At 68.4% G+C, this 26,374-nt stretch carries 24 protein-coding genes and 4 pseudogenes; 13 read left to right on the top strand and 15 right to left on the bottom strand.

The genetic code is table 11. From position 1 onward, the window contains the following. Window positions 1–23: 23 nt before the first annotated feature. Window positions 24–293, bottom strand: a pseudogene (locus ACIBJG_RS33800) (tautomerase family protein); the annotation flags it as partial. 439 nt (window positions 294–732) lie between these two features. On the opposite strand from ACIBJG_RS33800, the gene ACIBJG_RS33795 reads away from it, so the two are divergent. Both ACIBJG_RS33795 and ACIBJG_RS33790 read left to right on the top strand, forming a co-directional pair. After that, a complete protein-coding gene (locus tag ACIBJG_RS33795; protein ID WP_399313495.1) occupies window positions 733–1,065 on the top strand; it encodes a trimeric intracellular cation channel family protein in 333 nt (110 codons plus the stop codon). Between the two features lie 198 nt (window positions 1,066–1,263). Beyond that, window positions 1,264–2,081, top strand: a protein-coding gene (locus ACIBJG_RS33790; protein WP_399313493.1) for an IS5 family transposase whose coding sequence is annotated in 2 segments (ribosomal slippage) — window positions 1,264–1,603 and window positions 1,603–2,081 — 819 coding nt in all. Because the reading frame shifts where the segments join, the coding sequence is not laid out codon by codon here. 15 nt (window positions 2,082–2,096) lie between these two features. Here the strand turns inward: ACIBJG_RS33790 and ACIBJG_RS33785 are convergent. The 3 genes and pseudogenes from ACIBJG_RS33785 to ACIBJG_RS33775 form a co-directional block, all read right to left on the bottom strand. Continuing rightward, window positions 2,097–2,450 (bottom strand): annotated as a pseudogene (locus tag ACIBJG_RS33785) (peptidase dimerization domain-containing protein); the annotation flags it as partial. Between the two features lie 411 nt (window positions 2,451–2,861). Further along, window positions 2,862–3,905, bottom strand: coding sequence for a glucose 1-dehydrogenase (locus tag ACIBJG_RS33780; RefSeq protein ID WP_399313491.1), 1,044 nt, complete (start codon window positions 3,903–3,905; stop codon window positions 2,862–2,864). Window positions 3,906–3,962: 57 nt separating this feature from the next. Then, window positions 3,963–4,973, bottom strand: a complete 1,011-nt coding sequence (locus ACIBJG_RS33775) for an aldose 1-epimerase family protein (RefSeq protein ID WP_399313488.1) — start codon at window positions 4,971–4,973, stop codon at window positions 3,963–3,965. Between the two features lie 49 nt (window positions 4,974–5,022). On the opposite strand from ACIBJG_RS33775, the gene ACIBJG_RS33770 reads away from it, so the two are divergent. Continuing rightward, complete coding sequence (locus tag ACIBJG_RS33770) at window positions 5,023–5,820, top strand: HAD family hydrolase (RefSeq protein ID WP_399313485.1); 798 nt, start codon at window positions 5,023–5,025, stop codon at window positions 5,818–5,820. A gap of 19 nt (window positions 5,821–5,839) precedes the next feature. Here the strand turns inward: ACIBJG_RS33770 and ACIBJG_RS33765 are convergent, their stop codons facing one another. Then, a complete protein-coding gene (locus ACIBJG_RS33765) occupies window positions 5,840–6,442 on the bottom strand; it encodes a DUF421 domain-containing protein (protein WP_399313483.1) in 603 nt (200 codons plus the stop codon). Between the two features lie 489 nt (window positions 6,443–6,931). Between ACIBJG_RS33765 and ACIBJG_RS33760 the strand changes: the two genes are divergently transcribed. The 4 genes from ACIBJG_RS33760 (at window position 6,932) to ACIBJG_RS33745 (ending at window position 11,792) form a co-directional block, all read left to right on the top strand. Then, entirely contained in the window at window positions 6,932–7,486 is a 555-nt protein-coding gene (locus tag ACIBJG_RS33760; RefSeq protein ID WP_399313481.1) for a YceI family protein, read from the top strand. Window positions 7,487–7,959: 473 nt separating this feature from the next. Beyond that, complete coding sequence (locus ACIBJG_RS33755) at window positions 7,960–9,393, top strand: sugar porter family MFS transporter (RefSeq protein ID WP_399313479.1); 1,434 nt, start codon at window positions 7,960–7,962, stop codon at window positions 9,391–9,393. Between the two features lie 9 nt (window positions 9,394–9,402). Continuing rightward, the gene (locus ACIBJG_RS33750) at window positions 9,403–10,608 is read left to right on the top strand and encodes an aromatic acid exporter family protein (protein WP_399313477.1); all 1,206 of its coding nucleotides are present in this window, start codon (window positions 9,403–9,405) and stop codon (window positions 10,606–10,608) included. A 305-nt stretch (window positions 10,609–10,913) separates the two neighbouring features. Then, window positions 10,914–11,792, top strand: coding sequence for an SDR family NAD(P)-dependent oxidoreductase (locus tag ACIBJG_RS33745; protein ID WP_399313475.1), 879 nt, complete (start codon window positions 10,914–10,916; stop codon window positions 11,790–11,792). A gap of 219 nt (window positions 11,793–12,011) precedes the next feature. Here the strand turns inward: ACIBJG_RS33745 and ACIBJG_RS33740 are convergent. Further along, window positions 12,012–12,719: pseudogene (locus tag ACIBJG_RS33740) on the bottom strand (HAD-IC family P-type ATPase); the annotation flags it as partial. 250 nt (window positions 12,720–12,969) lie between these two features. Between ACIBJG_RS33740 and ACIBJG_RS33735 the strand changes: the two are divergent. Further along, on the top strand, window positions 12,970–13,356 hold the full coding sequence (locus ACIBJG_RS33735; RefSeq protein WP_399313473.1) for an urease subunit gamma: 387 nt from the start codon (window positions 12,970–12,972) through the stop codon (window positions 13,354–13,356). Here ACIBJG_RS33735 and ACIBJG_RS33730 read toward each other — a convergent pair. Beyond that, entirely contained in the window at window positions 13,289–14,104 is an 816-nt protein-coding gene (locus tag ACIBJG_RS33730; protein ID WP_399313471.1) for a hypothetical protein, read from the bottom strand. The genes ACIBJG_RS33735 and ACIBJG_RS33730 overlap by 68 nt on opposite strands. A 37-nt stretch (window positions 14,105–14,141) precedes the next feature. Here ACIBJG_RS33730 and ACIBJG_RS33725 point away from each other — a divergent pair. Further along, a pseudogene (locus ACIBJG_RS33725) lies at window positions 14,142–14,603 on the top strand (4-hydroxy-2-oxovalerate aldolase); the annotation flags it as partial. A gap of 760 nt (window positions 14,604–15,363) precedes the next feature. Here ACIBJG_RS33725 and ACIBJG_RS33720 read toward each other — a convergent pair. Continuing rightward, the gene (locus tag ACIBJG_RS33720) at window positions 15,364–15,831 is read right to left on the bottom strand and encodes a MarR family winged helix-turn-helix transcriptional regulator (RefSeq protein WP_399313469.1); all 468 of its coding nucleotides are present in this window, start codon (window positions 15,829–15,831) and stop codon (window positions 15,364–15,366) included. 280 nt (window positions 15,832–16,111) lie between these two features. On the opposite strand from ACIBJG_RS33720, the gene ACIBJG_RS33715 reads away from it, so the two are divergent. From ACIBJG_RS33715 to ACIBJG_RS33705, 3 genes are all read left to right on the top strand, one after another. Next, the gene (locus ACIBJG_RS33715) at window positions 16,112–16,885 is read left to right on the top strand and encodes an SDR family NAD(P)-dependent oxidoreductase (protein WP_399313468.1); all 774 of its coding nucleotides are present in this window, start codon (window positions 16,112–16,114) and stop codon (window positions 16,883–16,885) included. A gap of 191 nt (window positions 16,886–17,076) precedes the next feature. Further along, window positions 17,077–17,946, top strand: a complete 870-nt coding sequence (locus ACIBJG_RS33710; RefSeq protein ID WP_399313465.1) for an NAD(P)H-binding protein — start codon at window positions 17,077–17,079, stop codon at window positions 17,944–17,946. Further along, the gene (locus tag ACIBJG_RS33705; protein WP_399313464.1) at window positions 17,943–18,593 is read left to right on the top strand and encodes a hemerythrin domain-containing protein; all 651 of its coding nucleotides are present in this window, start codon (window positions 17,943–17,945) and stop codon (window positions 18,591–18,593) included. Before ACIBJG_RS33710 ends, ACIBJG_RS33705 begins: the two co-directional genes overlap by 4 nt. A gap of 228 nt (window positions 18,594–18,821) precedes the next feature. Here ACIBJG_RS33705 and ACIBJG_RS33700 read toward each other — a convergent pair whose 3' ends face one another. The 6 genes from ACIBJG_RS33700 to ACIBJG_RS33675 all read right to left on the bottom strand — a co-directional run bounded on the left by ACIBJG_RS33700 (window position 18,822) and on the right by ACIBJG_RS33675 (window position 23,321). Further along, the gene (locus tag ACIBJG_RS33700; protein WP_399313462.1) at window positions 18,822–19,880 is read right to left on the bottom strand and encodes a serine hydrolase domain-containing protein; all 1,059 of its coding nucleotides are present in this window, start codon (window positions 19,878–19,880) and stop codon (window positions 18,822–18,824) included. Next, entirely contained in the window at window positions 19,877–20,806 is a 930-nt protein-coding gene (locus tag ACIBJG_RS33695) for a DUF6895 family protein (protein WP_399313459.1), read from the bottom strand. Before ACIBJG_RS33695 ends, ACIBJG_RS33700 begins: the two co-directional genes overlap by 4 nt. 43 nt (window positions 20,807–20,849) lie before the next feature. Then, window positions 20,850–21,887 (bottom strand): DUF6895 family protein, encoded by a 1,038-nt coding sequence (locus ACIBJG_RS33690; RefSeq protein WP_399313458.1) that lies wholly within the window; start codon window positions 21,885–21,887, stop codon window positions 20,850–20,852. Beyond that, window positions 21,884–22,597 carry a hypothetical protein gene (locus ACIBJG_RS33685; RefSeq protein ID WP_399313455.1) on the bottom strand — a complete coding sequence of 238 codons (714 nt, stop codon included), beginning with the start codon at window positions 22,595–22,597 and terminating at the stop codon, window positions 21,884–21,886. Before ACIBJG_RS33685 ends, ACIBJG_RS33690 begins: the two co-directional genes overlap by 4 nt. A 10-nt stretch (window positions 22,598–22,607) precedes the next feature. Beyond that, a complete protein-coding gene (locus ACIBJG_RS33680) occupies window positions 22,608–22,784 on the bottom strand; it encodes a hypothetical protein (protein WP_363023523.1) in 177 nt (58 codons plus the stop codon). A gap of 201 nt (window positions 22,785–22,985) precedes the next feature. Beyond that, window positions 22,986–23,321, bottom strand: coding sequence for an Ig domain-containing protein (locus ACIBJG_RS33675; protein ID WP_399313453.1), 336 nt, complete (start codon window positions 23,319–23,321; stop codon window positions 22,986–22,988). 521 nt (window positions 23,322–23,842) lie between these two features. On the opposite strand from ACIBJG_RS33675, the gene ACIBJG_RS33670 reads away from it, so the two are divergent. After that, window positions 23,843–25,042, top strand: a complete 1,200-nt coding sequence (locus ACIBJG_RS33670) for an oxygenase MpaB family protein (RefSeq protein ID WP_399313451.1) — start codon at window positions 23,843–23,845, stop codon at window positions 25,040–25,042. Between the two features lie 110 nt (window positions 25,043–25,152). Here ACIBJG_RS33670 and ACIBJG_RS33665 read toward each other — a convergent pair whose 3' ends face one another. Then, on the bottom strand, window positions 25,153–26,349 hold the full coding sequence (locus ACIBJG_RS33665; RefSeq protein WP_399313449.1) for a TetR/AcrR family transcriptional regulator: 1,197 nt from the start codon (window positions 26,347–26,349) through the stop codon (window positions 25,153–25,155). Between the last annotated feature and the right edge of the window lie 25 nt (window positions 26,350–26,374).

The following is a 26,374-nucleotide window of genomic DNA, read 5'->3' as shown; positions in this document are numbered from 1 at the left end:
TTCGCTGCTTCGGGTTCGAACGCTCAGGTCAGTTCGCCGGTCAGGAACTGGGCGCGGCCGTATCCGAAGGACCAGTCCTCGTCGCCGTTTTCACTGACGGAGACCACCAGATCGGCAGGGTCCAGATGGCAGTTGCGGGTGAGGTTGTGCGACAGCAGCGCGTAGAATCGCTCCTTCTTTGCGCGGTCGCGCCTCTGACTGACCATGTGCATGATCGCCACCCGCGAGGTGCGGGCAATCCCGAGGCCCGTATCCAGTGCGATGATCTCGTTGACCGGGTGGCTGCGCACAACCTGGTAGCGGTCGTCCGTCGGTGCCCTCGAAGGCTTCTACGAGACTCGTGGACGGCGTCGAGTAAAGTCCGGATTTCGGCCGGCGAGCGACCTTCAACGATGTCTAGGTACACAAGTGGCATCTCGGGTCCTCCGATCAGGCAATGTGAGGGGTCCGAGTGCACCGCGCCACAGTGACCGGCCCCATCGCTCAGCAGGCAGTGGCGCTCGCTGCTGGCTGAGTGTGAGGAACCGCCCGCGCAACTCCGCCGGGGAGACCTGCCCGGGACCGCGGTCCTCGTGTTCGCCCCCGGCTACGTGGCGCTTCTGATCGGCCGCATCGTCCTTGGCCTGGCGGTCGGTGCGGCCTCAGTGACCATCCCCACCCGCTGCTGCCATGTGCGACGGGCGGGCGGCCGCGCACCGTGGTTCGCTGACGGAAGGCAGGAGGTGTGGGTGCGTGAGCGGCTGGTTGTCACCGGAGAAGGTGGCTGAGGTGACGCGGGCGCTGGACCTGACCGGGGTCTTCGTCAACGGCGTGCTCGGCGGGGTGCTGGCCCGGGGCCGTCATCTGGACCTGTTCGGCTTCCTCACGATCGGCATCGTCTCGGGCCTGGGTGGCGGCGTCATCCGCGACACTCTGCTGCAGCACGGCACCCCGGTGGCTCTGACCGATTACACGTACCTGGCGACCGCCGCCGCCGGGACAATGCTGGCGTTCGTCCTCGACCTGAGCCGCCAGACCTCCGGTCCGGCGTTCGACCTGCTCGACGGCGTGGCGATCAGCGTCTGAGCGGTCGCCGCTGGACCGTAGGACGCACCATGTCCTGGCTCGCCGGCTGCCGCCGTCTCCACCGACGCTACGAGCCGAAGCCGACCAATTCCTCGCCTTCACGAGCATCGCCTGCACCCTCATTTGCTACCGAAGGCTCACCAATTGAGAGGACTTCTAAGACGGCGTTCTATGTGGTGAGTTGGGTATGCGCTGCCCATGGTGCAGGGGACGTGGAGTTGGATTGTTCCGGATGGGCTGTGGGAGATCGCCATGCCATTGATTCCGGAGGGCCGGGTACGGCCGCAGGGTGGTGGCACCGCAAACACGCCTGATGAGACGCTGTTTGCGGCGATCATCTGTGTGCTGGTCAGTGGGTGTTCCTGGCGGGCGCTGCCGCCGTGTTTCGGGGTGTCGAAGTCTACGGTTCAACGGCGGTTCATGATCTGGTCGAGAGCCGGTGTGTGGGGCCGTCTCCACGAGGCAGTCCTGCACCGGCTGGACGATGCCGGCATCATCGACGTCTCACGCGTCGTCCTGGACTCCGCGCACGTGCGGGCAAAAAAGGGGGCGAACACGCAGGTCCGAGCCCCGTGGACCGAGGTAAACCGAGTTCCAAGATGCACGTCCTGCCGGACGCGAACGGACTGCCTCTGGTCGTCGGCATCTCCGCCGCGAACGTCCACGACAGCCTCGCACTGAAGCCCATGGTGAAGGGTCACCAAACGAGACACGACCCGCACCGCGGTCGCTACTTCAAGCCCCAACGCCTCCATGCCGACAAGGCTTACGACGTCCCCCACCTGAGGAAATGGTTATGGGGCAAGCACATCGGCGTCCGCATCGCCCGCAAGGGCATCGAGTCCAGCGAACGACTCGGTCGCCGCAGATGGGTAATCGAGCGGACCATGTCATGGCTCTCCGGCTACCGCAGACTCAGCCCCCGCTACGAACGCCAACCAGGCAACTACCTGGCCCTTCTCGGACTCGCCGCCGCACTCTGCTGCTACAAACGACTCATCCGACTCACCACATAGGACGCCGTCTAAGCGTCGTTCGCCATCGGGTTTCGCGAGCCGGATCAGGGAAGCGACCACCAGGACCTGCGCGCAGGTGGCCAGTGTCGGCTGGAGCACCGGTGCGAAGCGGGCGCTGTGGATGCCCGGAACATCCTGGGCGACCGTGCACTCGGCTCTGACGATGCGGCGCACGGCGGCCAGGACGTCTTTGCGGGTGCCCTCGTCGTAGGTGCGCACATTGAGCTGGATCTCGGCGGAATCCGGGATCACGTTGCCGGTCGTACCCGCGTGGATGGAACCCACCGTCAGCACTGCGGGCTGAGTGGCGGCGAGCTCCCGGGAGACGACCGTGTGGAGGCGGACCACGACCATCGAAGCCATGACGACCTGCACGTCCGCGCCCACGTTCTGCTGGATCTGCTCGGCCGCCGAGGTGCCGGGGGTGTCGACAGCGAGTCCATGGTGGTGAAATCGCCGGGGTTGGAGAGGTCGGCCCTGGCAAACTTCGAGACCTCGAGGGCGGCGTCGTACGGCAGAGTGAACACGGTCAGTTCGGCCTGCCCGATCGAGGAGGCGATGCAACGACGCCGTCCGGGAAGCGCTTGTTCAACTCGTCGGCGACCGGTGCGGGCTGGCGGCTCTGGGATTGACGAGGCGCACGGCATGGCCGCCGGTGAGTGCTCGGACGGCGATGCTCCGGCCCATGTTGCCGCTTCCCACCATGTTGATTTTCATGGTTGCCCCTTCCGCCTCGGGCATATCGGGCGTGCTTTCGACGTTGCACCCGTGCCGCCGGTGTCAGGCTTGGAGGTCAACGACGACCTTCACGTCGTCGCTGCGCTTGTGCAGCGCGTCGGCGAAACCGCTCATCGGTACCCGGCGGGTGATGAGACGATCCAACCAGCGAGGGTCGGCCTTGGCGAGGGCAGCGGCGGCCTGTTCGTAGTGTCGGCGGCCGGCGTTGACGGAGCCGAAGACGACACCGTTCTCCAGCACCATTTCCCGGGCGGTCGCGTCCAGGTCCACGGCAACCTTCCGGCTGCCGGAGGAGATCCCCGTCAGGCAGATGACGGCGCCGGCCCCGACTACTTCCGTCAGTGCGTAGACGAGTGAACCAGCACCGGTGCACTCGATGACGACGTCGGGTTCCAGGCCGATGTCCCGGACGTCGCCGGTGTGGAATGTTCCACCGAGGTCGGCGACGAGCTGTGGTTTGGGTCCGCTGTCGTTGAGGTCGAGGACGTGTACTTCCAGGCCTCGTTGGACACCGAGCATGGCGGCGAACAGGCCGATCGGCCCGGCGCCGGTGACGAGGGCAACCTTGGGCTTCCAGGAGGACCGGGTCAGGATGCGTTCGGTCTGTTCCCATGCCTTGGCGAGTACCGAGACGGGCTCCAGCAGGACTCCCCGGTCGCCGAGGGCGGGGTCGAGCTTGACCGCGTACTGCGGTTCACTGCGCCACCGCTGGGACCCGAAGCCGTTCAGCTCTTTGATGCCGCGTTCGGTGTAGAGGCCGTTGCGGCAGAAGTCCCACTCGCCCACTGAACAGGGCCCGCAGGGTACGGGGTCGGGGCGTCGCACGATGCCGGCGACCAGGTCTCCTGGTGCGAATCCGCTGTCCGTCGGTGCTTCAAGCACCTTTCCCAGGGATTCGTGCCCGATGAGCAGACGCTTCTGTCCGGGCGGCGGCGCACCGTAGCCTTTGTCGACGATGTCGATGTCGGTACCGCAGATGCCGAGGAGCTGGCCCTCGACGAGCAACGATCCGTGCTCCGGGCCTGGTTCGTCGACGTTGCTGATCTTCACCTCGGGCTCGCCGGGTACGACAGTGATGGCCTTCATATCCACGTCCTCCTTGCATACGCGGTGCGCGGCACCCCGTGAGTCGGTGTGTCGAACTCAGTCGTAGGGGTCGATGCCCCAACGCGAACGGTGCGTTTGCCCTACCTGCAAAGTGATCAGCCCGGCACCTGAGTGGAACGCGTCCGGCGCGCAGGTCATCGGCTCCACGCCCAGCCCCGTGCGCCTGCGGCCTGCTTCCGGCAACGAGTCACCCGTGAAGATCTCCAGATACGGATACGTCTCGTCCGCCCACAGCGCAACGGCAGAGCCGTCGGGGTTCGCCAGCCTCACCCGAGCACGGCCGAACTCGTCGCGGTGCAGGTCCGTGTAGGCCACGTCTATCTGCCGGTCGCCGAGCGGTTGTTGTACGCGCAGGTCATAGGCTGTCCCATCCACCAGCTGTCGGCCGGTGGGAATTCCGGCTTCGTCGACAGGCAGGTAGACCGAGCCGGGCACCTGGACGTGTGCCGTGTCGATGCTCCGTGTCGCCGCGGCGAGGTAGGGGTGCGCTCCCGTTCCGTAGGGGCATGCGGTCGGACCGAGGTTGGTCGTCGTGGTAGTCACGGTGAGGCCGTGGTCGTCCAGGGCGTAACCGATGCGGCACTCCAGTGTCCATGGCCATCCGGGGCAGGGATGGAGGGTGTGGCCGAACGATGCCCCGTCCACGTGGCTCTCCTGACACTGCCAGGAAGCCCACCGGGTCAGGCCGTGGATGGCACCCAGAGCCTCTGGCTCGGTGAGGTCCAGCTGATGCGGGGTACCCGCCCAGTTGTAGGAGCCGCTACGGATCCGGTTCGGCCAAGGGATCATGGAGTGTCCGCGGGCGCCCGTGCACATCTCGGCGCGGGAGTATCCGTCGATGACCTGCCGGGTTCCGACCGCGTACGAACGCAGGCCGGCTCCGACTTCGGTGAGCTGCACGTCCTGCTCGCCGTGGTGAATCAGGTGCTGGCTTCCCGACGACAGGGGTATCATCTCGGCCTCCCGGGGCTCACTCTCCCCGTACATACGGCTCTCCGGTCCGTCCGGGCTGTCCAGCCTGCCGATCTGGCCAGACCGCTGACTCACAGGCGGCATGGCCGGCCACGCCGCAGTTTCACGCTAATGCCATTCCACCGTGCTGTCGCGATCAGCCAATCCTGCGCAGGCCGGCATTGCCCCACCGCTCGCCGAGGAGCCGCGGTACCTCCATCCTGAAGGGGAAGTCCTGCCGCGCGTGGCAACGGAATGGAGGGACGTGAATATGGGCCCTATCGCGGTGTTGTTCGACATCGATGAAACGTTGGTCCACACCGGCGGTTCGGGGGCACGCAGCTGGGCCCGGGCGTTCGAGCAACTGCACGGTGTGTCGGCCGATATCGGTCAGCACACCTCGGCCGGTGAGACCGATCCGCAGGTCGGCCGGAAGACATTTCGCGGGGTGCTCGGCCGGGACGCCGGCCCTGACGAGATGAACCGGTTGTTCGCCGCCTACCTCTCGCACCTGGCGGACGACGTCTGGCGGTCCGATGGCTACCGGATCCTGGAAGGCGCCGAGGACATCCTGCAGCGGATGGCGGACGCCGGCGTCATTCTGGGCCTGACGTCGGGGGCTATGGAGGGCGCGGCCAGGACGAAGCTGGAACCGGGCAGGCTCGGCCGCTACTTCCTGTTCGGCGCCTACGGCTCGGACTCCCCGGACCGGGGCGAGGTGACGAGGATGGCTGTCGAAAAAGCTGCCCGGCTGCATGGACAGGCTCTCGGCCGGGACGAGGTGTACGTAGTGGGCGACACGCCGCGAGACATCAAGGCGGCGCACGCGGCGAACGCGACGGCGATAGGGGTCGCAAGCGGCCACTACAGCGCGAACGAGCTGCGTGCCGCGAAGGCCGACCACGTGCTCCATTCCCTGACGGAGCCGTTCCCGGGCCTGTGACAGGGGGTTGCGGCCGCTGTCATGGAGAGCCCTCCCGCTCCGCGCTCCCTCCGTGGGAACCGGTGGTCCCCGACCGCAGCGAGCTCTCGATCGTCGTGAGCCGCTCCTCCAGCCTGGCAATGTCACCACGGCTCGCCTGCGTCTTGGACGGTTTGAGCACGATGACCAGTTGGCCATCCGGCTCCAGACGCCCCAGGGCGACATCATCGACCGCCTCGCCCTGCTGCAGTCGCACCGCGTGTTCGAGCTCCGACGTGCGCAGCGCCAGGCGCTTGGACGCGCTCTTCGAGATCGAGCCGTCCTTGATGACGGTCGTGGAGGTGCCCTCCACGATGCGGGCCGCGCGCGAGTCAACAGCCAGCCAGCGGTTCAGCAAGGCATTCAGGGCGACCAGCGTGACGGCGCCGATCACCCCGCCCAGCAGGCTGTCATCCTTTCCGATGATGGCGTTCTGTACGACATTGGAAAGGAGGAAGATCACGACAAAGTCGAACGTATTCAGATTGGCCAGGCCACGTTTACCGCTAAAGCGGAACAGCGCCACGATGACCACGTAGACGAGGACAGTACGCAGCACCTTTTCCGCGATCGGGACCTGAATACCCAACATGTCATGCCACACGGATGCTCCTCGGCGAGTCGTCGACGCGGACACTGCGACCGCAATGGGCGACCCATCGTGCCCTGCCCGGGCGGCGATCCGCCGCCTCCACGGCAGCCTGTCGATGTGGCGGATGCGTATGGGCGTAGTCGCCGAGACGACGCAGGCGGGGCAGCGTTCACAACGAACGATCATGAGGACCGGTACGGATGCTCGGGCCGCATGGAGGCGTCCCAGCACGTACATCGTCGGCGAGCGACCAGGCACCCGCCGAGCAACGGGGCCGGTGGACTGACAGAGATGCGGGACGGTCCGCAGAGAAACGCCGATCGCCTTCGAGTGCGCGCCGCGTCAGGACCAGCCGGCGGCCGATGTCATCGCGGTCGGTCGCCGTCCCTGTAGCCCATCTGAATGACCCGAGGGCCGGACGGAGCGCGGCCACACCCTCGGGGGAGCCGGTCCGGCTTAGCGTGAGGAACCCACTCCCGCGCGACCCCGATGGAGCACCCTATGACCACGCCTGCCCTCGCCGACCTGACCGGTACGTACGTGCTGGATCCCGCGCACACCCGGATCGGCTTCGTAGCGCGGCACGCGATGATCACCAAGGTGCGCGGCTCGTTCCACGAGATCGAGGGCACTCTGCACCTGGACGGGTCCGACCCGGCCAAGTCGAGTGCATCGGTCTCCATCCAGGCCGACAGCATCGACAGCGGTAACGGCGACCGCGATGGACACCTGCGTACGAACGACTTCCTGGACGCCCCCAACCACCCCAAGATCACCTTCACCTCCACCAAGGCCGAGCAGGTGGACGACACCCACTTCCGGCTGACCGGAGACCTGACGATCAAGGGCACCAGCAAGCCGATCAGTATCGACTTCGAGTTCACCGGTGCTGCCCAGGACCCCTTCGGTAACCAGCGGGTGGGCTTCGAGGGCACCGTCACCATCAGCCGCAAGGAGTACGGCCTGACGTGGAACGCCGCTCTTGAAGGCGGCGGTGTTCTGGTAGGAGACAAAGTGGTCATGGAGTTCGATATCTCCGCGATCAAGCAGGCGTGACCGACAAGGGCAACGGGCGAGGCTTCGAGGGTGTCCCGGTTTGCCGGGCGGTCGGCCCCCATACCCGTCGTCGGCGGCCGTGCAGGCGTACCTCCAACCGGAGTGGCGCGGGTAACGGCGCCCCTCTCGTACAGAATGGGACGGGATTGCCATCAAGGGCGAAGGACCTGCCCAGCGCGCCCTGCACCCGCACCGGCTTCAGCGGTCCTGCGGCGGCCCACAGTGCAGCCAGCACGGACGCCTCCGGCCCGCCCGACGGTCATCGCCCCGGGCCCCGGGCCCGGACTGTACTGGCACTCGCCGCCCCGCTCGTCGCGCGGCGCAGCGACAGCAGGCTGTGCTCCCTCGTTGCCCGGTGATGAACGGCCCTGCCCCGATCGGCTCGCCAGGCAGGTGGTGTGCTCCGGGCTGTGATTCCTTTCGTCCCAGGGATTGCTCGAATGTCCGGGCGCTGAAGAAGGTAGGAATTCGGCATGGTGCAGGGATTTTCCAGGGAACCGGGGACCGAGGGCCTTCTTTCAGAGATTCCCCCGGAAGGTGTGCGGAAGGTTCGCCTCTGGGCACTTTTCATCGCGCTCGGCGGATTCCTTTTCGGCTTCGACACGGGTGTCGTATCCGGGGCGCTGCTGTACATCAAGAATGACTTCCACCTCAATTCTTTCGAGCAGAGCAGCATTGTCAGTGTGTTGCTTATCGGCGCGATGCTCGGAGCCATGGGGGCGGGGCGGATGGCGGACCGGCTGGGCCGCAGGAAAACGTTGGCGATCGAGGGGCTGGTATTCATCGGCGGGACCGCGATTCTCGTGTTCGCTCCCGGCTACGTGACGCTCCTGATCGGCCGCATCGTTCTCGGCCTGGCGGTCGGTGCGGCCTCGGCGACCGTTCCCATCTATCTCTCGGAGGTCTCCCCGACGGAGTTGCGCGGGCGGTTCCTCACACTCAACCAGCTCATGATCACGATCGGCATCCTGATTTCATACCTCGTCAGCCTCGCCTTTTCCAGCAGTGGCCAGTGGCGTGCCATGTTCGCCGTGGGTGCGATCCCGGCTCTGCTGATGATTGCGGGAACGGTGTGGCTGCTGCCCGAATCGCCGCAGTGGCTGATCCTCAAGGGCCGGGTGGACAAGGCCCGGAAGGTCATCGAATCGGTCAGCAACGAGGAACGGGCAACGCATCTGATCGAGCGCGCCCAGCAGGGCCGCCCGGACGAGAAGCAGGGCGAAGCTCAGAAAAAGAACTGGCGGACCCTGCTGGCGCCCCGTGTCCGGCCCGCGCTGATCGTGGGTCTCACGCTGGCGGCCACGCAGCAGTTCGGCGGAATCAACACGATCATTTACTACGCACCGACCCTCATCGAGAAAACCGGTCTCTCGGCGTCGAATTCAATCTTCTATTCGGTGGCGATCGGGGTCATCAACCTGGTCATGACGATCGTGTCCATCAAGCTGATCGACCGAATGGGGCGCCGCCCACTGCTGCTCATTTCGCTGACGGGCATGCTGGCGATGCTCGTTCTGCTGGGATTCTCGTACGTAGTGGGCATGAACTCATTGCTGTCACTGCTGTTCATGGTGCTCTACATCGCCTTCTTCGCCGTTGGACTCGGCCCGGTGTTCTGGGTGCTCATCGGTGAGATCTTCCCGTCCTCGGCTCGCGCTGCCGGTTCGAGCGCGTCCACCGCCGTGAACTGGGCATCGAACTTCGTGGTCAGCCTAGTGTTCCTGCCGCTCGCCAATGTGATCGGCCAGGGCGAGACATTCTGGATCTTCGCTGTGGTCGTCGCGTTCACCCTGTGGTTCGTCGGCCGCTATGTGCCCGAGACCCGCGACCGTGAATTCAACGAGGTGGACACCGCTCTGCAATCCCGCTTCGGCAGGAACCCGCAGGCCGGTCCGGCATCGAGCTGACGCCGGCCCGTGGATGCGCACGATGGGGTGCGTCGGCGGCTCCGCGCCGCGGTGCGTGAGGTTCCCGCTGCCCGGGAGCGTGTCAGGGCCGGCCTCTGGCCGGTCCTCCAGCAGACGGGCGCGGCAACGGTGGCGTGGCTGATCGCGAGACACCTCGTGCAACACCACGAGCCGCTCTTCGCACCGGTGGCGGCCGTCGTCGCGCTCAACGCCTCACGGGGCGAGCGCGGTGCGAACGCCGTGCGTCTGTTGCTCGGGGTCGTTATCGGCATCCTGATGGCCGAACTCTGGCTCACGGTTCTCGGCAATCATGGATACGGGGCGCTGTCGGTCGCCACCTTCATGGCCATGCTGCTCGCGCTCCTGCTGGGTGGTGAGCGGATCGTGGTTGCACAGGCGGCAGTCAGCGCCATCCTCGCCGTCGCCACCTCGAAGGCGGAAGCCGGGCCCGAACGGCTTACCGACGCGCTGATCGGCGCCGGCGTGGCGCTGCTGACGAGCCAGATCGTGTTTCCAGCGGAGCCCATCGCGCTCCTGCGCCGCGCCGAGGTAACCACTTTGAGAGCCCTCGCCGAGGCGCTGGATCTCGCGGCCCTCGCCCTGCGGCACCGCGATCGCGCGCTCAGCGACCAGGAAGTACTCGACCGCCTGCGTACCGCACGGGAAGAGCTCGTCGACCTCGACAAGACCCGTAGCCGCAGCATCCGGACCGCAGGCCGCTCGCTGATCTGGCGCAAGCGGGGGGCGCCGGCTCTGCGTGAGAGCGTGAGCGCCGGTCAGCTCGTCCTGCTCGGGGGCAGTTGCCTGACGCTCACGCGTACTGCCATGACTGCCCACACAGGTGCCACCCGCCCCAAGCCCGCGACGGCGGACGCGGTGCGTGACCTCTCCCGGGCCGTCGGCGAACTCGGCCTCGTGCTCGGGGATCTGGGCACCCGCCGGAGTGCGGTGGGCATCGCGCTCGGCGTACTGCGCGCGCTGACGGAGCCTGGTAGCGGTCACGACACGTACTCCAACGCCGTCCGCGTCGCGGTGCGGACGGTAGCCATCGACATCATGGTGTTCGCCGGAGTCGACAAGGACAAGGTGGCCGAAGCAGAACGGGCCACTGAGGAGCAGGTCCAGGGGCTGGACGAGCACGTGCCGGCCCCTGTGAGAACCGTACTGTCGGGGCTGTCGCGGTTCAGGAGACGGCACCCGCGCCCAGGCCGGTGACGTCCGAGCCCGGCATCAGGCTTGGACGACTTCGACGGGGGCCGCCGGCACCGTTTGCTGATCGTTTCACAATGCGGCGTGAGGCTCGGAGGGCAGGTGCCAGCCGTCGACGTTCACTAGCGGACTGTGCGGCCACACTGCGAGCGTCGTGGCTGTGTGCTCCAGGTGCGGGGCCGGGGTCTGCTCGAGCACGGCCCGTCAGCTGTGCACCACCCAACGGCCCGCGCTCGCCGCTGGGCGCTCGCGGCGTGACACTGGAACCACCGCCAGACACGCGGGACTCGCCGCAGAGATCAGGAGTGGCCATGACGGACCAACCTCCAGGCCGGCACACCGGGCCGAGGGTCGCGGTGGTTACCGGCGCGGCCAGGGGCATCGGCCGGCAGGCAGCGCTCGCCCTCGCGCGTCAGGGTATCTGGATTGCGGGAATCGACATCGCCGGGCCGGTCAGCCCGATCCTGGACTATCCTCCCGCGACCGCCCAGGATCTCGCGCACACCGGCGACTTGGTGCGCCGGGCCGGCGGCAGATGGCTCGCTGTCGAAGCCGACCAGCGTGACATCGACGCGATCCACGCCGCCGCCGGCCAGATCGAGCACGAGTTCGGCGGCGTGGACATCGTCTTCGCCAACGCCGGGATCCAGGCGTTCAAGCCGCTGCTGGAGATGAACGACGCGGACTGGCAGGACCAGATCGACGTAAACCTCAACGGCACCGCGAACATCCTGCGGGTCTTCGCGCCCCTACTTGTGCACCGTGGCGCGGGGCGGATCATCGTCACCTCTTCGACCCAGGGCCAGCACGGTACGCTGAACGGATCCGCCTACTCGGCCTCCAAGTGGGCACTGATCGGGCTGGTGAAGTCCGCCGCCCTCGAGCTCGGCCCGCATGGAATCACCGTCAACGCCCTCATCCCCGGATTGATCAACACGCCTCTGACCAGGCACGAGGACCGCTACGCCCAAGCGATCAGCAACGCCGGGGGCCAACCGAACAAAGACCCGCACCAGGACGAGGCGACCGCCAAGCAGCTGCTCACGACCAAGAGCCCACTCGGGGTGCCCTGGATCGATCCAGCTGACGTCGCACCGGTCGTCGTGTTCCTCGCCTCGGAACACGCCCGGATGGTCAGCGGCGCCTCATTCGCCGTCACCGCAGGCGACAGCGCAACCATCACTGCCTGACCCCCGAACGCACGCCGCAATTGGTCGCGCCGAATCACGATGTACAGCCCGGCCTTTGACATCTGCGGCATGAGCAGGGCCTTCCTTCAGGAGCGGGTCTGCACGCCGACCGGCGGGACATGCAGCCAATCCAAGGTTGATGGGCGGCGTGGAGGGCGGCGCATCATGCTGCACGGTCTTGATCAGCACGCTGAAGGCCAACACCACCAGAGTGATCAGGACGATGATGACCGATTCCATGGCCGCGCCCGCGATCATCGGGTTGAGCAGGCCGAGGACTGCGAGAGGCAGGGCGGCCAGGTTGTAGCCGAAGGCCCAGAACAGGTTGGAGTGGATGGTGGACAGGGTCCGCCGGGCCAGCCGGATCGCGTCCGCCGCGACCCGCAGGTCACCGCGGACCAGGTTCAGTCGGCCGCCTGGATCGCCGCGTCCGTCCCGGTGCCCATGGCCAGCCCGAGGTCGGCCTGGGCCAGCGCAGCGGCGTCGTTGACGCCGTTGCCGACCATAGCCACCGCATGGCTCTTGGCCTGCTGCTCCTTGACCGCGCTCACATTGTCCTCGGGCAGCACCTCAGCGATCACATCCTCGGGGGCGATGCCGACCTCGGCGGCCACGCTCTCGGCCACGGCCCGGTGTCGCCGGTCAGCAGTACCGGGGTCAGGCCCAGCGCGCGCAGCTCGCGATCGCCTGACCGCTCGTCGGTTTGACAGTGTCTGCGGTCTCCAGCACCGCACGGGCGGCGCCGTCCCAGCCGACCGCGATTGCCGTGCGGCCCGCCTCCTCGGCCGTCCGCTTCGCCTCGGCCAGGGGCGCCGGTAGGCGCTGGGACCAGTTCTCCGGCAGGGCCTCACGCCCCGCGAGGACGGCGTGCCCGTCCACGACCCCCTGCACGCCGAGCCCGGAGAGGTTGGTGAAGTCCGCGACGGTGGACGGCGCCGCTTTCTGTAACCAGGTGCACTTCTTCACCAGCGTCGACGTCGCCAAGGACTGGCTCACAGAATACGCCGAGCCGCAGGTCCTGCCCGTCGCTGACGCCTACACCGTCGGATGCCCCTCATCGAACAGACCCTCTCTGGTTGCGCCCGAGGTGGTTGTTGCTGAGCGGGACCGACGCCGAGGGCTTGGAATCGCGCCGGGAACGGTCCGGAGGGGCGATGGGTGGGGAAGGAGGGTGGCCATGGCCGAGGTTTATACGTCGTCGATGATGCTCACCCCGCGGGAGCAGGACAAGTTGGCGATTTACCAAATAGCGGAGATCGCCCGGCGGCGGCAGGCCCGCGGGGTCAAGCTCAACGTGCCCGAATCGATCGCGCTGATCTGTGAGGCGGCGCTCGAGGCGGCCCGGGACGGCAAGTCCGTGCCAGAGGCAACCTCGATCGGGGAGCAGCTGCTGTCGGCCGACCAGGTGATGGATGGGGTGGCCGAGGTTGTCACACAGGTCCAGGTCGAGGGCACGTTCGACGACGGCACCCAGCTGGTGACCTGTGTCAACCCGATCACCCACACCACAAAGGACACGCAGGACACGGCGCAGGATCAGGCCCGCCATCACAAGTCCGGTTAACGAAAGAAGTGACGATCATGATCGTGGGCCAGACGTTCCTCGCCGACAGCCCTGTGCAGATCAATGCCGGACGCTGGGCGTGTCGCTCCCGGCAGTCCTCCACCAGCTTGTCGAACTCGGCTTTCGGGGGGCGCAGTTCGCCCTGTCCCTTGCCCAGGGCGTCGACGAGTCGGCGCATCTGGTCGAACTCGTGCGTGGCCTGGTCCACGTCCCCGCGCGCCTCGTCGAAGGCATGTCGGGCGACCTTCAACTGCGCTGACGCCGTGGACCGTTGGCCAGCCGAGAGCGCGGCAAGGCCCTCTTGGAAGCGCCGGGTGAGGTCGGTGGCCGCCTCCGGCGTAGGCATGTCGCGATCCGACGGTAGCTGCACGCTGGCTTGGTACGGTGTGTCGCCGATGGTGCCCTCCACGGTGATCGCGTAGTTCTCGTGCATCACTACGCGCATGCGGATCGGCGTGGCCTTCGGTGTCGCGCGCGGCACCCGGACGTTGACCATCTGGATCGGCCGGCCCTCCTGGAACAGCCGCAGCTCCACGTTCTCCACTTCGCCGGGGTGGCGGAAGTCGTAGTCCTTGGCGAAGGGGAGCGTCTGAAGCACGTCGACCAGCGGGAACTGACTGGTCTCGCTGTCCTTGCGCACCTCGATCGTGATGGCCTTGGTGTTCTGCGCGCCGCTGGCGGAGCCTCCGAGCGGCTTGGCGACCTCGGCGCTGGATGCCAGCGGGCGGCCGACGACGGCGCGTTCCACCCCGGCACAGTCGTGGACCGCGAAGGAGAACTCGGTCTCCTACCGGGACGTTCTCGACCCGGCGACCGAAATCGGTGTGCACGCGCACGAGAACCTGTCGCTGTCGGTCGCCAACTCGATGATCGCGGTCGAGGAGGGCGTCACCCGGGTCGACGCCTCGCTCGCCGGTCAGGGCGCGGGCAACACCCCGCTGGAGGCGTTCATCGCCGTTGCGAACCTCAACGGCTGGAACCACGCCTGCGACCTGTTCGCACTGCAGGACGCCGCCGACGACCTGGTCCGCCCGCTCCAGGACCGCCCCGTCCGTGTCGACCGCGAGACGCTGACACTCGGGTACGCGGGGGTGTACGGCTCCTTCCTGCGTCATGCGGAGACAGCTGCGGAGCGATACGGCGTAGACGTCCGTTCCATCCTGGTGGCGGTCGGCGAACGGGGTCTCGTCGGCGGCCAGGAAGACATGATCGTCGACGTGGCGCTGGGTCTGGCCGAGTCCGGCTGACCCACGGGGAGGGACGGCCGGGGCCGACAGTGCCGGCTTACTCGGCCTACGGGGACACGTAGCGGCCCCGGCAGGTGCGTCTTGGGGACCAGTTGGGGACCACACGCCATTCACGATCGTGCACGACAGGTCGTCATGTGCACTCTCTGCGCGCGGATTAAGTCCGCTATGTCTACAAAGTACCCTTACTCTCACTCCTGGGGGTCAGGGGGTCGCAGGTTCAAATCCTGTCGTCCCGACTCGAAAGAGTCGCAGTTCAGGGCTGGTTTGGGAGAAATCCGAAACCAGCCCTGAACCATTTCCGGGGACCGGCATCCTTGACCGGCGTCAGCGGGTCAAGCCCCCGAGGCGAACCCGGACTGTCCTTCCAGTGCTCGGATCGGCGGGCCGTCGGGGAAGGATCCCGAAACCGTCGCGCGCCGGTATGCCGAGACCTGGCTGGAGATGGGCGAAGGCCGCCGGAGCCTCCTCCGGTGAACTCGTCCTGGCCTCCTCCAAGGTCGCGACCGGTGCGGCCGGCGCCTATACCTGGCCTTCAGGTAGGGCCAGTGGATCGCTCTGCTCGGCGTTGTCGTTCACGCCTCACTCCCTGTTCGGAAGATCGCGCTTCGCGGCAGCCGCACCCTATCGTCAGTTTAATTGACGAACAAGTCAATTAAACTGACTATGCCACGGTGGAGTCGAAGCTCGCCGGCGCCCGAGCCACCTGGCGGCTCGGGGCGAACGGGAATCAGAGGCGGGCGGGTCGGCGTGGCCGGGTCTACCGCGCGTAGGGATCGGTGATCTCGCGGAGCTGATCCAGGATCTGGTGCAACAACGTGAAGTTGCGGGTGCCCAGGTAGGCCTTCCACTCCGAGAGGATCTCGTCGAGTGTCGCCGAGGCCACCGCGATCGCCCGCCTGCCGCGTTCCTCGAACACGATCAACCGGGCGCGGCCGTCCGTAGGGTCGGGGATCCGGCGGACGTAGCCGAGGTGTTCCAGCTGGTCGACCAGCACGCCGGCGCTCTGCTTGCTCATTTGTGCCTGGTCGGCGAGGTCTGTGAGGCGTGATCCGTCCGGGGCGACGCGTTGGAACACCCGGCACTGGGCGAGGGTCCAGTCGTCGAACCCGGCGTCCTGCAGGGCCCGGAACATCCGGTCCTCGGTGTACCGGTACGGGATGAACAACGACACCCCTAGATCAACCCGCTGCTCGTCGTCCATACCGCTCTCGACTTCGTCGCCCACCTGATCCCACGAGGTTCACACCCTACGTCAACGCCGCCGGGCCGGATCGCCGTCGGCCCCGGCCGCGGTGGCGCGTGCGCGGCTCCGTGCCCGCCGCGTTCCGCTTGCGCCGTCCGCCCCTCGGCGACCGCACGCCGGCTGCCGTTGCGGTCGGCGCTGCCGTATGTACAGTAGTCAACGTTCCTGACTAATTCAGATGGTGGCTTGTCGAAGGGACGGGCAGCGCGACCCAGGGACCGTTCGCATCCGGAGAAGACAGAGAGAGAACGTAGGTAGCGCGATGACATCGACATCGAGCCTGGCAGGCAAGCGGGTCCTGGTCACCGGAGGCAGCAGCGGTATCGGCGCCGCGATCGTGCGGCGGCTCGCCGCCCAGGGGGCCACGGTCGCGGTCAACTATCGATCCGATCAGGAGGCGGCCGAGGCGCTCGTCGGTGAACTCCGTGACAGCGGGTGTGCCGCGTCGGCCTTCCCTGCCGATATCGGTGACAGGGCGCAGACCCACGAGCTGGTCGGCGCGGTGGTGTCCGAGTTCGGCGGCCTGGACCTGCTGGTCGGCAATGCCGGGGTCGAGCACTTCGGAGCGCTGGAAACCATCACCCAGGCCGACTTCGACCGCGTGTTCCGGACCAACGTGGCCGGTCAGCTGTTCGTCACCCAGGCGGCAGTGGCGGCGATGACCGACGGTGCCCGGATCGTGCTCAGCTCCTCGGTCAGTGTGCGCCTGGCGGTTCGTCAGCATGCTCTGTACGCGGCAAGCAAGGCCGCCGTTCCGGCCATGGTGCGCAATCTCGCTCCCGAGCTGGCCGAGCGGAACATCGCCATCAACGCGGTCGCCCCAGGCGCTACCGCCACCCGCATGGCCGACTATGCCCCCAACTACGTCGATCCCGCCCTCGCCGATGTGCCGTTTCCCGCGCTCATCCGCTCCATGAGCGCACTCGGCCGGTTGGCCCAACCTGACGAAATCGCCGCCGTGGTCGCGTTTCTGCTCTCCCCGGACGCGTCCTTCATCACCGGCACGACCATCGAAGCCGACGGCGGCTGGAACTGACACACCGGCCCATCGCACTCGGCCGTCACGCCAGGGCTTTGAGCGTCAGGCGGGGACGGTCGTATCGGCCGCCCATACGGCGAGTGGGTGTGTCCTCCGGCGCAGCGGGCCGGCCACTCACCCCACGGCACCGGAAACTCACCCACGCCGTAATGCACTCACACACCGAACATTTGTCGAAGGGAAATACCATGTCCACTGTCATCACCGGAGCCTCGGGTCACCTCGGCCGGCTCATCGTCGATCAGCTCCTCGCCGCCGGAACGCCGCCGCAGGAGATCGTGGCCACCGGCCGGGACATCGGCAAACTCGCCGACCTCGCACGGAACGGGGTCACAGTCCGGCGCGCGGACTTTGCCGACCCGGACACCCTCGACGACGCTTTCGCGGGTGCCGACGCGATGGTGTTGGTTTCCACGACGACGGTGGGTGAGCGGTTCGACAACGCCCGCAACGCCATCGACGCGGCGCGCCGGGCAGGTGTCTCCCGCATCGTGTACACCAGCATCCTCAACGCCTCGACCGCGCAGATGAAGCTCGCTGACGCGCATCACCGCACCGAGGAGTACCTGCGTGACAGCGGGTTGCCGTTCGTCATCCTGCGTAACGGCTGGTACCTGGAGAACTACACCGACCAGCTCCCGATGATCACCCAGTACCACGCGCTGCTGGGCAGTGCGCGCGACGGGCGTGTCAGCGCGGCCGGCCGACGTGACCTGGCTGCGGCCGCGGCCGTGGTGCTGACGCAGGGCGGCCACCTCGGTATGACCTACGAACTCGGCGGAACGCCGTTCACGCTGACCGAACTAGCCGCCACGTTCAGCGATGTCCTGGGCACTCACATCGCCTACCGGGACATGCAGGTGGCTGACTACACCGCGACTTTGACGGGTGCCGGGCTGCCTCCGGAGATGGCCGCCGCGCTGGCTGATGCCGATGCCGGGCTGGCCCGCGGAGAACTGTTCACCGACAGTGACGATCTGGTCAGGCTCATCGGCCGGCCGGCGATCACGGCACGTGAAGCCGTCCGGAACACCGCGGCCGTCGAGGGGTCACGGTGAGTACCCCCGGGCCCGGCGTCGACACCCATGAGATGGTGCTGATCCACCGCGTCCTCCGGCGCGAGTTCGGTCAGCTTCCGCGGCTGTTCCGCACCGCGGCCGGTGACCGTGCGCGATCCAAGGTCATCGGTGCGCACGCCCGGGAGATGCTGACTTTCCTCCACACGCACCACACCGGCGAGGACGAGCTGCTCTTTCCGCTGCTGCGTGAGCGAGCAGCCCTCGGCCAGGAGCTGATGCACCGGATGGACGCGCAGCACGCACAGGTCGACGACGCCGTCACGGCCGTCGACGCGGAGTTGTCGGCGTGGACGGCGAGCGCGGACGCTGCCGCGGGCGAGCGGATGGCTGCCCGCATCGATGCCATGATGCCGACACTGATCGAGCACCTGGCCGAGGAGGAGCAGGAAATACTGCCGATCGCCTCCGTCACACTGACGCAGAGCGAATGGGACGCACTCGGTAAGCACGGCATCAGTGCGATCCCCCTCACGCGGAGGCTGGTCATCCTCGGCCACATCACCGAGGAAACCGATGACGTGGAACGGCGACGGTTCATGAAGGTCCTGCCGGCTCCGGCCCGTGTGGCCTACAAGCTGATCGGCCACCGGCGGTTCACCCGCGAAACCCGCGAGATCCGCGGCTGACCCTCCCCACCACCGACACCACACCACCGAGCCCCCGCACCGACCGTGGTGCCGAGCGCCGGCAACACCACCGGCGGACGAGCAGACCAACGCATCGCGTCCTGCCGTCCCGACTGGAGACAGCCGTAGGTCGAGGGCCGGTTCCGGAGACATCCGGAACCGGCCCTCGATCGTCCACGCGCGTCCTCGACCGGGTCGGACGCTTGCGCGCAGTGGGAACTCCTGAGGTCAGAGCTTCTCCGTCAGCAGTTCGTGGATCGTCGCGATGAACGGGTCCGCCCTGTGCACCCGCCGGGTACACATCGCCGCCACCGCGGTACCGGTGTCCGGGCGGAAGCCGAGGAACATCTGCTGACCGAGCGTGGCCCCCGCGTGGAAGAGGACCGGCCCGCGCGCCGACGGATGGCAGAACCAGGTGAGCGTGTGCGTATGGGCGTGCCGCAGTCCGCGCCGCAGCAGTGGGTGCCGTACGTCCGAGAACGCGGCGGCCGGTGGGCGCGTGGGTGCGGCGGTTGCCTGGAGATGCGCCTCCAGGAACGTGAGCAGGTCCGGAGGTGTCGCCCGGACCGCTCCGGCGGCGTTGAAGCCGCCGGTGTCCAGCGCGGGCAGCGGCCGGCCGTCGCGCCGGTGCCCCACGGCGTCGTGCGGCGGCGGGCTCGGGCGCAGCCGCGTGCCGTGCAGGCCCAGCGGGTCCAGCACCTCCTGCTGGAGCAGCGTCTCCCAGGGCGTACCGGTGGCGGCTGCCAGGGTATGGCCGAGTACGGAGACGGCGAAGTTCGAGTAGTGCCAGCGGGTGCCCGGCCGGTGGCGCGGGCGGGCGCGGAGGAAAGCCCGGACGAGGCGGTCTGCCGGGTAGCGGCTGTACGGTGCCGTCGACCACCGGGGCAGCGCCTGCGGGTAGAAATCGGCCGGCAGTGCGCGGAGGCCCGAGGTGTGGGTGATGAGATGGCGCAGGGTGATGGCGTGCACGGAGGGATGCACCGGGCGACCTGGGGCCAGCACTTCGGCCGCCGAGTCCTCGTAGCGCAGGCGGCCCGCCGCGACGAGTGCGGCCAGGAGCAGCCCGGTGAAGGGCTTGGACGCGGAACCGAGCTCGTAGCGGGGTGCGTTGTCCGGCTGCACGCCTCCGTCGCACTGGTAGGTGCGCCGGGACCGGTGGCTGAGTGCGATCACGAGGTCGGGTGCGTCGATGGTCCGGGCCGCATCGGCCAGCAGGCGGGCCCTCTCGCCGTCGCCCCGGGACGGACGGCCGGCGGAGGTTCCCCGGACCTCTTGGGGGGCCGTCACGCCGGGGCCGGGGCCGGGGCCGCGAGGTCCGACAGGGCGCGGGACAGGGCCAGCGCCGAAGCGAACGCCGCCACCAGCGTGGGGTGGTAGACGAGGTCGAAGACGGACTCCTCGTCACCTTCCGGCATGCTGCCCATCACCGGCATCGCGCCGTCCGGCTGCTGGGCCGCGGCGAATCCCTCCCAGGCCGCCGGGTCGAGGGTCGGCTCGGGAAGGCAGGCGTCGACGACGAGCAGTTCACCCAGCAGGTCCCAGCGTCCGAGGTCGAGCCAGTCGTCGAGCCACACCGGCAGCCACAGGGCGAGGTAGTCCGCCACGTCGGCGGGCAGCCCGGCCGGGTTGGCGCCCCAGTCGGTCAGATGGAAGACCGTGTGGGTGATGTCGTATCCGATGTTGCCCTCGACGGTCCACGGCTCGGGCCGTCGGGACAGCCAGGTGCGCCGGTACGCCTCGTCGACCGGCATGCTCGGCTCCACTCCGAAGCGGCGCTCCATGGCGCTGAGTCCGAGCCGGCGCACCGGTACGACCTCCAGTGCGCCCCAGCTGGTCAGCCGGTGGTTCAGCCGGACGGCGGTCTCCAGCGACGGCTCCCGGAACCCCAGCTCCCGGAACGGTACGTAGACCTCCATCGGTACGGGGCAGAGCGGTTCGCGCCGCTGACCGTCGAGCAACCGTCTCCCGGAGCCCAGCAGTTCGTGCCAGGCGTGGTCGAGGAGCTTGCGCGCCAGGTCGGCCTGCCGGGAGCCGGCGACGCCTTCCCGGAAGATGACCTTGCTGATGAGCGCCAGTTCGCCGAGCGGCTTGAACCGGTCCAGGACCCCCACCTCGGGTGGTGGGTCGTCGTCCAGCCGGAACCCTGCCCGGTGCTCGTAGAGCCATCCCAGGGCCCGCGCGCCCACGTCGTGGACCTGCTGGATGCCGCTCATGCGGCAACTCCCTTCGTGCGGCGGGTGCGGAGACCGGTGCGGCTCATACAGCGGCCCCGGTGTCCGCGGTGGTGGCATCCGCCCGGTGCGTGGTGAGCCGCTTGAGGGACAGCGCGGCGGCGAACGCGGTCACCAGGGTGGAGTGATAACAGGCGAGGAAGGGGTACGGGTCCGGCTCCGGGTCCGCGTTGCCCTGCGAGGCCGCTGCCTGTGGCGTCTTTGCCGGAGACGCCGTGGGGCCCGTCTCCGGTACGGCACCGCTCGGGGCCTGCGCGGCGGCGAGCGCGGGCCAGGCCGCGTCCAGCAGGTCGGTGGGCGGCGGCCCCGGAAGTGCCGCGGCGACCGCGAGCAGTTCGCCGGTCAGGTCCCACTGCAAGCTCTCCAGACATCCGTCGATCCAGGGCGGCAGCCAGGCCCGCAGATAGGCGTCGATGCCGGCGGGCATCCGCTCGGGAACACAGCACCAGTCCGTGATGTGGAAGACGGTGTGGGTCAGCGCGTATCCGGAAGGCCCCTCGAACATCCACGGTTCGGACAGCCCGCCCAGCCAGGTGCGGGCGAGGACCGAACCGGCGTCGGCGTGGAGGGCGTCGCCGACCCGCCGCTCCGAATTGATCAGCCCCAGTTCCCGGTTGGCCTGCTGCTCGGTATGGGCCCAGCCCCTGGTCGCGGAGAGTGCCCCGGCCAGACGCTCGAAGCCCTCGTTGCGCAGTCCGTATCCGGCGAAGGCGGCGTAGATCTCGTACGGATACGCGGCAAAGGGCTCACCGCGCAGCAACTCCAGCAGCAGGTCGCCCGCGCGCACCTGGTCCCACGCGAAGGCGATGAGCTCCCCGGCCGTCCTGTGTTCGGGGGAGCCCGGTGCGGTGCTGCGGCGGATCGTGGTGCAGAGCTGGGCGAGTTCGCCGAGGGGTTTGAGCGTGCTGTTGACTTGGGTGTGCGGGTCCAGCACGTCCGGGGGGAGCACGAAGCCCGCACGGTGGGCGTCGGCCCAGCCGAGCGCCTTCCGCAGCACCGCGGGCAGGACGGACAGCGCCGTGCCCGCCGTACCGCCGGGGGCGGTGGCCACCGGTACCGTCACCGCGCCCGCCCCTCGGCCGTCAGCCGGGCCGCCCGTACGTGCAACGCGACGCGGGGGTCCGCGCCGCCCATGAGCTCGACGAAGTCGAGTCCGCGGTCCAGGCCCAGGCTGTCGGGCCGGCCGTCCAGCGCGGCCAGCCAGCGGCCGGCGCCCGCCGCCTGGAGCCAGTTGCGCCGCCGCACCGCGCGGACGAACCCCCGGGACAGGTCGACGACCCGGTGGGCGGCGGCCCGGTGCACGGCCGACGAGGCGGCGGGGACGGCGAGCGGGGCCAGCACGGAGAGTTGATGGGTGAAGGCCTGCCATGGGGTCTGTTCGAGCCACGCCGCATTCGGCTCGTCGGTGCCGGGTACGGCAGGCGGCTGCCCGGGGGCGGTGGCCGCTGCCGTCCTGTGCAGGGCGGACATCATGCCCCAGTGGCTCCAGACCGCGGCGTCGGAGGCGTCGGGCCGGGGCGGGAACTCCCGCACGGCACGCTGGAGCACGGCGATGTCTCCGGGGTGCGGACTGCGCCCGTACAACACGCTGGGCAGAAGCAGATCGGCGCCGATGACGCGTACCGCGGCGATTCCTGTCCGGTTGTCCTCGTCGATTCCCGCCGCGCCGCACACCGTGGCGAGGTGGTCCCCGCTCCGAAGAGCGAGGACCACCTCTGTTGCCAGGTCATGCACGGCACCCGCGAGGGGGGACGAAGCATGTGACTGGTCCATTTGCTACCGACTAGCCCTTCTTGGGGCGGGGGGTCGGCGGCGAGAGCAGCAGTGCGGAGCCGCCTCCGAGGAGGGCGAGATACGCGCACTCGCGGGAGTCGCGGTAGAAGCCTTCGGCCTCGCCCGGGTTGAGCGCCTCGTCGAGGTCGAGCTCGATGTCGGTGGCAGTGGATTCCTTGGTGTACATGGGTGTTGCCCCGTCCTGTGGGAAATGGGGTTGCCGTACGTATCGAGTGGAATGCACGGAATGCGAAGCCGCAAACCGGATGGGGAGGTCAGGGAATTTCCCCATTCAATTGAATGGGGAAATCATGAGGCTCGCCGCATGGCCCTGACCTGGTGTAATGCGTAATCCGATCACCGGACGGGGGTAGTGCGCGGGGCGCATTCAGTGTGTCTGGGTCTGCATCCAAGCGATCGGCCGCTGCGCCTTTGGGGGCACCTGTGGAGGCGCCCGGGTGGATCCTCCGGCGTTTGTACGGCGAGCCGCAGCCGGCGGCCCGGGTGCGATGGGGCACCTGGGCCGCCGGGGCGAGGGGCTCGGCCAGAAGTCGTAGATCTCGAGCGAGACACGGCCCGTGGAGGAGTCGAGCGACAACCCGGCGGGCAGCCCCGCGGCCTTGTACGTGAGACCCGCGCCCGACGAACCGGCGCCTTGGACCTGGACCGGAGTGATGGCGCTGCCCGCGGTCCTTCTCCTGTCACCCGGGTCCGTTACGGCCACGGTGCCGGCAGCGCCGCCGTCCCCGGGGACGAATGCGAGGCTCTGCGCGGCGACGGGCCGGGTGTCGCCCGTCGTACCGCCGTTGTCCCAGTCGCGCTGCGGGGAGGTGAGGACGGACCGGTCCCCCTGGCCGCTCAGGCTGAGGGCCAGACCGCTGTAGCGGTTGACCAGGCGGAAGGAGCCGGTGGCGACTGCGGATCCGCTCGTGCGCGGCGCCTGGGTGATCTCCTGGATGGCCCACTGCTGCCCGACGGCCGGGGTGGTGTCTGGCGAACCGGGGGTGACGCCCGCTCCGGGCGGCGCCCTTCCCGGCCGGCAGCGTACTCAGGCAACTGCCGGACAGCGGAACGGCATTGGCGACGAGCCGCTCGGTCACCACCATTGCCGACGGCAACGTACCTCGCTATGTTAATCGAAAATCACATCTGTGCGACGCGGTTGCATCGCGCATGGGACGTGCAACTGGCAAGTCTGCGATGGCATCTAAGACCGTCTGGCCCCTCAGGGAAGCAGGTAAGTCAATGGACAATCTCAGCAGGCGAAAGATTCTTTCGCTCGGCGTCGCGCTCGGTCTCGTGGGCGTGGCGAGTCCCGCCCAGGCGTGGGCGTCGACGGGTTCGGTGGCTGGGGCCGACGCGGGGAACGGTCCGCAGTGGATCTGGGACGAGGCAGCGGACCCTCTGATGGTTTCGATGCTCGAGAACGGTCATGTGCCCGCCATCAACACCGCGTGGGAGTCATGGGTCAACAACAACGACCCGCTGCCCAGCGGCATGCCGACGGACTTCGCCGCGTACCTGGGGCAGGTCAACAAGCTGCCCTCCTGGGCCGACCCCGCCAAGCTGGCCCGCGCCGCCGACTTCAACCGGCGCAGGGACCTGTACCTCTTCATGCTGTACGGCCTCGGCAGCGGAATCATGAGCACCGTGATCCCGCGCGAGGCCAAGAGCGTCTACTGGGCCGCGGGCGGCTCCGACATGCAGGACCGCGCGGCCAAGACGTTCACGTTCGGCTACGACCTGTCCCAGCTGAAGGCGTTCGAGCCGGAAGGGCAGTTCATCGTCACGGCCAACAAGACGCGCGTGGTGCACGCCGCGGTGCGTCACCTGCTGCCGCAGTCTCCGCACTGGAAGGCGGTCGCCGACGAGACGATCCCGATCAGTGCCGCCGACATCCTGGTCACCTTCCACAGCCTGGGCACCTACGTACACAGGAAACTGCTCGACTGGAAGATCAAGTACCCGGTCGCGGACCAGGAGGCGTTCCTGCACTCGTGGCAGGTCGCCGTCCACCTGCTCGGTGTGCCGGACGAGTACATTCCGCAGACTTGGGCGGCCGCGGAAGCGCAGTCGGCGAAGGTCCTCACCCCGATCCTCACCCCGACGACCGAGGGCATCGCGCTGGCCGAGGAACTGCTCGGCCTGACCGCACAGGTCGACCTCGGAGTCACGCGCGGGTTCCTGAACGAGTTCGTACGCTACGTCCTCAGCGACCAGGTCGGCGACTGGCTGGGCCTGAAGCGCGACTATGTGGCGGCGGCCCTGGTCCGCACCGCATGGCCGGCGTACATCCTGTTCCGTGAGGGACTGTCGCCCGTCATGCCCGGCAGCTTCTACGCGATCGACCAGATGGTGCGCGCCCTCGGCATGCTGTTCCTCAACAAGGGCGACTCCGGGACCACCACCCCCATCACGATCCCCACCGGGAACAGGAAGGACTGAGCCGCAGGTTGCACCCTCCCGGTGCCCGCCCCGCGACGGATCACGTGGAGGGGCGGGTACCGACGTGACAGGCGAAGGGCCCTGGCCGCTTGCCCGGTCGCGAGGTCCGTTCAGAGACCCAGGGCGCCCACGACCAGAGCGGTCACGGCCTCACGGTGGCCGGGGCTGTCCTGCCACCGCAGTCTGCGTCCCGCCTCGACCACCACACCGAACCCCGCGTGCACCAGCACCCGGGTCTGGCGCGGGTCCAATTCAGGCCGGGCCAGCCGCAGTTGCTGCTCCCAGACAGCGATGTGTTCCCGTTGGGCGAGGACGAGGGGCCGCCGCAGGCCGGCGGGCAGGCCGGCGAGCTCCGCCTCGGCGACGCTGTTGAGTTCGGTGTACTCGAAGCTGTAGGCCACGTACGTCGCTGCCAGCGCGGCGATGGCGTCATGCGGGCCGTCCACCTCGCGCAGACTCCGTTCCACACCCTGGGCCAGCAGTCCCGCCGCCTGGAGGCACGCCGCCGCCAGGATGTCGATCTTGCCGGGGTAGTGGCGGTAGAGCGCGGAAGGGGTCAGCCCCACCGCCTCCGCGATCTGTCCGTTCGTGACGCTGGCGAATCCGTCCCGGGCGAACAGCGGCACGGAGGCCGCGAGGATCTCCGCGCGTCGGGTGCGCGGCACCGGCTGGGCGGGCAGCTCGACGGGGTGCGCACCGGCCCGGCCCGCCGCGGGTTCGCTCGCCACCACGCGCAGCGCGGACGCCAGCAGCAGTTCCTCGGCGCGGCGTTGGGCGATGGAGGTGTGATGCATCGTGATGGAGGCGATCGCGCCGAGGGCCGCCACGGCGCGCAGGCGCTCGTCGGGCAGGGGGTGCGCGCGCTGCACCGCCTCGTCGACCCGCGCGACGAGACGGCCGAACTTCACCGCCAGGCGCCGGCGGTCCTCGAGGCTGAGGTAGCGGGCCTCCCATCGGTACACGCCGCCCGACGCGCGATGCGCGACGGTGATCCGGGTGATCGCGGTGAGTAGATCCGGCAAGGGGGCCCCGGGCGGCACCTCGTCCAGTACGGCGACCAGTCCGTCCACCATGACGTCGGCGCACTCGGCGAACAGGGCGTACTTGTTCGGGAAGTGCCGGTACAGGGCGGCCGCGGTGATGCCCACGCCGGCGGCGACTTCTTCCATGGACGCCGTGTGGTAGCCGCGCTCACTGAAGACCCGTCCCGCCGCCTCGACGATGAGCTGCCTGCGGTTGCGGGGCCGGGTAGCCGGGGCCCGGTCGGCGGGCGCGGCCGAACGGGCGGATCGGGAGGCGGAGGCCATGCGGATCAGTCAATCACACGCCGTC

The sequence above is a fragment of the Streptomyces sp. NPDC050422 genome (assembly GCF_044458665.1).
Taxonomy (GTDB): Bacteria; Actinomycetota; Actinomycetes; order Streptomycetales; family Streptomycetaceae; genus Streptomyces.
Note: the sequence above shows the minus strand (reverse complement) of the source record. Positions and strands in the feature narration are given on the sequence as shown.